This window comes from Psychromonas hadalis ATCC BAA-638, assembly GCF_000420245.1.
In the GTDB taxonomy this organism is placed as follows: domain Bacteria; phylum Pseudomonadota; class Gammaproteobacteria; order Enterobacterales; family Psychromonadaceae; genus Psychromonas; species Psychromonas hadalis.
The window spans coordinates 22,221-29,036 of record NZ_ATUO01000028.1 but is presented as its reverse complement, the minus strand read 5'-3'; the positions used below and the strand labels follow the sequence as shown (position 1 = coordinate 29,036).

Genomic DNA, 6,816 nt, shown 5'->3' with positions numbered 1-6,816 from the left:
CTAAAGAAAGGGTTCGCAGAGCTTACCCGCTCATCAGACTGAACTGACGTTCAATTCGCTCCCACTTCCTAGGAATAATTAGTTTGCTTTTGGGAAGTGGGACTTTAGTCCTGCGTGTTTTCATTTATAGAAAGAGAAGCAATCAAGAAAAATCACTGGATTGGTGGTTAACTGTACTTCAATACCTTCGCCAATTTTTATTTAAGCTTAAAATGGAATTTCACACCAATACAAATCAAATATATACAGGCAAAAAAGTCAGCCAAAATGGGTTGGTTTCCATTTTGGCGAAGGTATTGATTAACCGAATTACCTGCGCGCACCGAGATCAATATCAGTATCAAGGCGAGCGCTGAAGAGCTCGCTTTTTATGAAGCATGTCGTCGCCAAGCTGTTAATCGAATTTCTGAAAACGAAGGGAGTAATAAAGGCACACAAAAACTAAAAATATTGGCTGAAATCACTCGTTTACGCCAAGCCTGCTGTCATCCGAAACTGGTAAATGCAGCGTTAGTGATTAGTAGTGCCAAACAGCAAGCCTTTATTGAACTGGTGGAAGATTTGATTGAAAAAAAACATAAAGCGTTAGTCTTTAGCCAATTTGTTGGCCACTTATCACTGCTTAAAGCGGTGCTGATTGAGCGTAATATCAGTTTCCAATATTTAGATGGATCAACACCGGCTAAAAAACGCCAACAAGCGTCCGATCGCGCGCATCGCATGAGACAGCTACGCCCTGTGACTATTTACCGTATGATCATGGAAAACAGCATCGAAGAGAAGATAATCGCACTGCACGCACAAAAACGTGATCTCGCCAATAACTTGTTATCGGGCAATGAGAAAGTCAGTGGCAAACTTGATGTCGAACAGATGTTAGCATTACTTGAATAAAGTCGGGTCAGATCAAACTTAAATGTAGATTTAATTTTTCGGCTATTTTTATCGGTAAAAACACGCTGTAGCGACCATGTAGCGTAGATCTGCTTATCAGTAGACAAATAGGTTGAATCCACCTTCTGATTAAGTTTGATCTGACCCGACTTTCAAGGCACTATTCTGCCACCCAAACTAGCAAGAGCATAACAATGACTGAACAATACAATAACCGCTTTGGTGGTATTAAGCGTTTATATGGCACAAAAGCGTTACAACAATTCAAAAATAGTCATATCTGTGTGGTTGGCATTGGGGGTGTTGGCTCTTGGGTAGTGGAATCGTTAGCGCGATCAGGCATTGGCCAGATCACTCTGATTGATATGGACGACTTGTGCGTGACCAATATTAATCGCCAAGTGCATGCGTTAACTGATTCGGTGGGCAAACAAAAAATAGAGGTGATGGCAGCACGTTGTAAACAGATAAACCCTGATATTATTGTTAACTGCATTGATGACTTTATCGACAAACAAAACTGCTTTGATTACCTCTCTAGCGACATGGATTACGTATTTGATGCGATTGATAGCATCCACGCTAAAGTTGCCTTGGTTGCCCACTGTAAACGTAATAAATACCCCCTACTCACTTGTGGTGGTGCAGGTGGACAACTTGATCCGACACAAATTAAAGTCACCGATTTAGCCAAAACAATTCAAGATCCATTAGCTGCAAAAGTACGCTCTGAGTTACGTCGCCATTTCAATTTCAGTAAAAACGTGAAACGTCGATTTCATATTGATTGTGTATTTTCAACCGAGCAACTGAGTTACCCCGATATAAATGGCGAAGTGTGCAAAGAGAAAGCCGAATCTGACGGCAGTATGAAAATGGATTGTGAAAGCGGTTTTGGCGCATCAACCATGGTCACGGCAAGCTTTGCCTTTATTGGGGTGAGTTTTATGCTTAAGAAGATGCTCAAAAGAATGGATGCGACTTTATCAAAATAAACATTAATATTGTAGGATCTGTTTAAATCTCTGTAGATAATAAAAACCTGACCAAATTCAGGAAATCATTTAAGGTTCTTTAAATAGAAATATACCCCTTTATAATGTAAAAGGGGGCTCCGTTTAATAGCAACGATCACTTTCAAGGTTAACTCATTTTTTAAAAAAACTTTAAAATACAGTGATCAAACTTAAGTCTAACGACATTAGGAACTCCCTTTGGTCATTATTTACTGGCTGCGATGACTGAAATTTCAACCAATAACTCTTCTCTGGCCATGCTTACTTCTACACAAGCCCTTGCTGGTGCATGGCCTTCTATAACCCAAGCGTCCCACACTGTATTCATGGGTGCAAAGTGCTCAGACATATTCTTTACATAGATAGTTGCTGATAAAATATGTTCACGATCACTACCCGCTTCTAAAAGTAATTTATCTACTTTATCTAGCATAGTTTGAGTTTGCTCGGTGATCGGCTTCGTTGCATCAGCACACACTTGTCCACAAAGATAAATCGTATTATTGTGCTTAACGACACGACTCATTCGTTGTTTTTTCTGTTGTCTTTCTATCATATTTACTCTTTTTTATTTTTATTCGTGTAGGTAATATAAAAAACAAGGGAAACAGTGAGCATAGCCCATCTCAGCTCCTCTGAAATTAGTAAATTTGTAATCAGCTCACTTAACTACGTTATATTTATGGTTATTTAAGTACGCGACGTAAACGGACAATTTTTTCTTTTAAGATAGACTTTGGGCACCCTAAATTTAGACGAATAAACCCTTTGCCTTGCTCACCGAAGTTATAACCCATTGTTGGAATGACACCTGCTTGGTAAAGTCGCCTTTCAAGCTCTTCATCAGTCAATTCAAGTGCTCTGCAATCCAGCCATGCAAGGTAAGTAGATTCTTGCTTTCGGTAAGTAACTTTAGTTAATTCTGTACTCACGAATTCTGCTAATATTTGATTATTACTTTCTAGGTAGCTAAGCGTACTATCTAACCATTCTCTTCCATGGCGATATGCCGATTGGTTTGCTAATAGGCTAAGTGAACTATAAACATCAATACCATAGGCAAGTAATTTAGATTTTAGCGCTTCTGCTTCATGCTCATTTGGGATCATAGTGTTAGTTAAACGCATGGATGGTAGGCCGAATGATTTTGTTGCCGCGATGCATACCGCCATTTTACTCAGGTAATCAGGATTAACCCGCAAACAACTAAAGAATTTATGACCACTAAATACAATGTCAGCCCAGATTTCATCTGAAATAATATACGTACCGTATTGATGGCAAAGCGCACATACCTTAGTCACTTCCCGCTCACTCCAAACTCGTCCACCAGGATTATGAGGGTTACAAAACATAAGAATTTTCACGCCATTTTGTAATTTCTTTTCTAGATCATCAAAGTTAATGGTGTAATAACCCTCATTATTTTCAAGCGCAGAAATAGCAAGCGTACGATTTGTATTCTCAATCGTTCGATAGAACGCATGATAAACCGGGCTAAATACCAAAACTTGATCACCAGGATTACTCCAACATTCAATCAACATTGCAATAGCAGGCAAGCTTCCCGGCGTCGTATGAAACCACTCTTTTTTTAGCGCTACCTGATGGTTATCAGACCACCAATCAATAACAGCGTTAAAATACTCATCACTGCGTTCTGAATAGCCAAATACGCCGTGTTCAATTCGTTTTTTAAGTGGATCAGTAATAAACGCGGGTGCTTTAAAATCCCAGTCAGATACCCAACTTGGTAGCGCTTCTCCTTTTGGGATACCGAGCCATTTTTCCATGTAATCCCATTTCAAGCAATCGGTATCATAGCGATTGATAACTGTATCTAATTCGTGTTGCATAATGTCCTCACTAAAAGAGAGAAACTCAAAATCAAGCTTCCCTTAATATCATCTATTTAATACCATTCCGCTTAATATAATGATCAGGTTTTACGCAGGGTCAATGACTAAGGTCAAGGCGCATGATTAAGTAATAGCCAGCTATTGCGATTGAATGCAACGCAGATATTAGTAATTTAAACCAGTAAAAACGATCAGTTACTTAGCCGGATTGGTATAAGCTACGCAACCGCGCTGGCAGTTGTACTATTTTCTGTTTTATCTTGCTCTTTGACATGATCTTTCACTGCGACCACTTTAAGCTTAGCAATACCAATACCGCTAGAAGCCCAAATCATCGCGAAGAAAATACCAGAATAGTTTTGCACTGCCCATGGTAAGTAATCGAGGGTAGAAACCCCTAAAGTTGCAGCCATAAATACACCTGCGTTAGTCCATGGGATCAAAGGTTCAATCACAGTACCGGCATCTTCAATTGTGCGAGATAAATTTTTCGGATCAAGCTGCATGCGCTTATAGGTATCACGAAATAACTCTGAAGGAATTAAAAGAGCCAGTTTTCCGTCTGATGTTGTGCATACAACAGCCAAGGTAGTCACTATTGTTGCGCCAATCAGACTAGTTGTTCCTTTGATGCCTTTTGAAAGTAACTCAACAAGTACCTTCAGGCCACCCGTTAACGTCAGTGCACCTGCAAATGAGAATGCACAAAAAACCAGTAACACCACACTCATCATTGAATTCATGCCACCACGATTCACCAAGGTTAATACGTCATTAATCACTTCAATATCACCAAGCCCAGCGTTTGCTAGCATTGAAGCATTAAATCCATTTAACATTGATGTAAGAGCGGTACTGAGGTCGAAGCCTTGGAAAATAATCGCATTCGCAATAGCAATGACAATTGCAGTGACCATCAGTGGGATCGTAGGAAGTTTACGAATAGCTCCCCATAATATAAGAGCAGGAGGTAGTAATAAAAAGATATTTAGGGTGAATAATTCATCAAGGTTTGCCAAAATTGCAATTATGTTTTCAGGTATTGCTGTAGAAACCTCACTACTACCCGCAAAGAAAAAGACAATGGATGCAAGTAGGAATGCAGGAATTGTTGTCCACAGCATATGCTGTATATGAGAATAAAGATCTGTACCAGCAACCACAGGAGCAAAATTTGTAGAATCAGAAAGAGGAGAGAGTTTATCACCAAAGTAGGCACCAGAAACGACCGCACCTGCAACAGCCGCAAGGTTTGCATCCATACCTGTTGCAACCCCCATTAGCGCAACACCTACTGTTCCTGCTGAGCCCCAAGAAGTACCTGTACATAATGAAACAAAACTAGTGACTAAGAATGCAGTTAGAATGAGGTATTCAGGGCTTATGAATTTTAGTCCATAATAAACAAGCATCGGAATGGTACCGCCAATCATCCAACTACCAATTAATCCACCGACAAGTACTAAAATAAATACCGCAGGTAAAGCCTGTGATAGGCGATCAACAATGGAATTTTGAATATCATTCCAGCTATAACCTAACTTCCAAGCCACCCCAGAAGCAACAATAGCGGATGCAAGTAATAGGCTTTCAATCGGCAAGCCAAGGATGCCATAACCTACGACTAAAAAAAGCACCATGGTTAATATTGGCAATAATGCCAATCCAACAGATGGAGTAGATACCATTTCATTTTTCATGTAAATTACATCCCAAGTTATTATACGTATTAGAGTAAAAATCAGATTTAAGTGGATAGTTCTGCTTAAATTATGGATGTAAGCATATATTTTTACATTGCAGGGTTCTGTGACAGAGATCACTAATGTAAAAATTGCATTTTACGATGTAATTTACATTAATTTCAATAAGAGGTTTACAATGGCTACAATTAACGATGTTGCAAAAGTGGCAGGCGTTTCAACAGCAACCGTATCACGCGTGATTAACCAATCATCAAATGTATCACCTGAAACAGTGATGCAGGTTGAATCTGCAATGACTCAGGTTGGATACAAAATAAAAGGAAATCAACGCCTTAACATTAACCAAGAGTTAAATGTTATTGGATTAATTGTAAGCCGTTTTAACTCTCCATTTTATGGGTTATTGAGTCAAGGCATCGAAAAAATTGCGAAGCAATATAATAAAAAAATGATTGTCGCCAGTGGAAATTACGATGCTGAATGTGAAGAAGATGCAATCAAATTTATGGTAAGTAAAGGATGTCGGAATATTGTCATCCATAGTAAAATAATGAGTGATCAAGCATTGGTTCAATACGCTAAAAAAATCCCCGGATTCGTTGTGATAAATCGCTGCGTTCCCACTATCGAAGATCAGTGTGTATGGCTGAATCAAAGTGAAGGTACCTATCAAGCCACCAAATATCTCATCGATCAAGGGCATCGAAAAATTGCATTTTTGTCATGTGATATCGAAATTGATGATAAATTTCTTCGTCTGGATGGTTACCGTCGTGCACTTAATGATGCGGGAATTGAATTTAATCCTGATTGGGTAGAAGAAGTTCCATTTGGAGAGTCTGGGGGCGCATTAGCAGCCACTAACTTTCTAAATAAAGGGCTGCCTATGACCGCAATGGTTGCGTTTAACGACTTTTTTGCAGCTGCTGCTATTCAAGTATTTAAAGAGCACGGAATATCGATACCAGAGCAACTGTCAATCGTTGGGTTCGATGACGTATTACCTCCGTGCTATTTCACCCCTAAATTGACCACCATTCGCAATCCGATCGAAAGTATGGCTATTAATGCAGCACGTATCTCTTTAGAAGGAAAAGATAGTAATGTTTCACGAGCCTTTCACCCTTTGTTGATTAAGCGAGAATCAGTAACTTTACCTCGCACCGAGGGAAAATTAAACAGATAACTATATACCCGTGATCTTTGAAAATGCTTCGCAATTAGGAAAAACATTGAAATTTAAGTTCAAAAGATAAAACTAACAGAATGCAAATATAGCAAACTTCCCAAGAAAAATTAGCTTTAGAATCACGTCATAAAAAGTGTAACAATAAACGTGGG

Annotated in this window: 6 protein-coding genes; 3 read left to right on the top strand and 3 right to left on the bottom strand. The window is 39.2% G+C overall.

Annotated features, from left to right (window positions below; all coding sequences use genetic code 11):
* Positions 1-450 precede the first annotated feature (450 nt).
* Together G322_RS0105465 and tcdA are read left to right on the top strand one after the other, a co-directional pair.
* Positions 451-894 (top strand): helicase-related protein, encoded by a 444-nt coding sequence (locus G322_RS0105465; RefSeq protein ID WP_022940803.1) that lies wholly within the window; start codon positions 451-453, stop codon positions 892-894.
* Between the two features lie 194 nt (positions 895-1,088).
* Positions 1,089-1,889, top strand: a complete 801-nt coding sequence (gene tcdA, locus G322_RS0105460) for a tRNA cyclic N6-threonylcarbamoyladenosine(37) synthase TcdA (RefSeq protein ID WP_022940802.1) — start codon at positions 1,089-1,091, stop codon at positions 1,887-1,889.
* 226 nt (positions 1,890-2,115) lie between these two features.
* Here the strand turns inward: tcdA and G322_RS0105455 are convergent, their stop codons facing one another.
* The 3 genes from G322_RS0105455 to nhaC all read right to left on the bottom strand — a co-directional run bounded on the left by G322_RS0105455 (position 2,116) and on the right by nhaC (position 5,469).
* A complete protein-coding gene (locus G322_RS0105455; protein WP_022940801.1) occupies positions 2,116-2,466 on the bottom strand; it encodes a RidA family protein in 351 nt (116 codons plus the stop codon).
* Between the two features lie 130 nt (positions 2,467-2,596).
* Positions 2,597-3,766: a MalY/PatB family protein gene (locus tag G322_RS0105450; RefSeq protein ID WP_022940800.1), complete on the bottom strand. Its 1,170-nt coding sequence runs from the start codon at positions 3,764-3,766 to the stop codon at positions 2,597-2,599.
* 221 nt (positions 3,767-3,987) lie between these two features.
* Complete coding sequence (gene nhaC / locus G322_RS19990; protein WP_022940799.1) at positions 3,988-5,469, bottom strand: Na+/H+ antiporter NhaC; 1,482 nt, start codon at positions 5,467-5,469, stop codon at positions 3,988-3,990.
* Positions 5,470-5,650: 181 nt separating this feature from the next.
* Here nhaC and G322_RS0105440 point away from each other — a divergent pair, with 181 nt between their 5' ends.
* Positions 5,651-6,661, top strand: a complete 1,011-nt coding sequence (locus G322_RS0105440) for a LacI family DNA-binding transcriptional regulator (protein WP_022940798.1) — start codon at positions 5,651-5,653, stop codon at positions 6,659-6,661.
* Positions 6,662-6,816 lie beyond the last annotated feature (155 nt).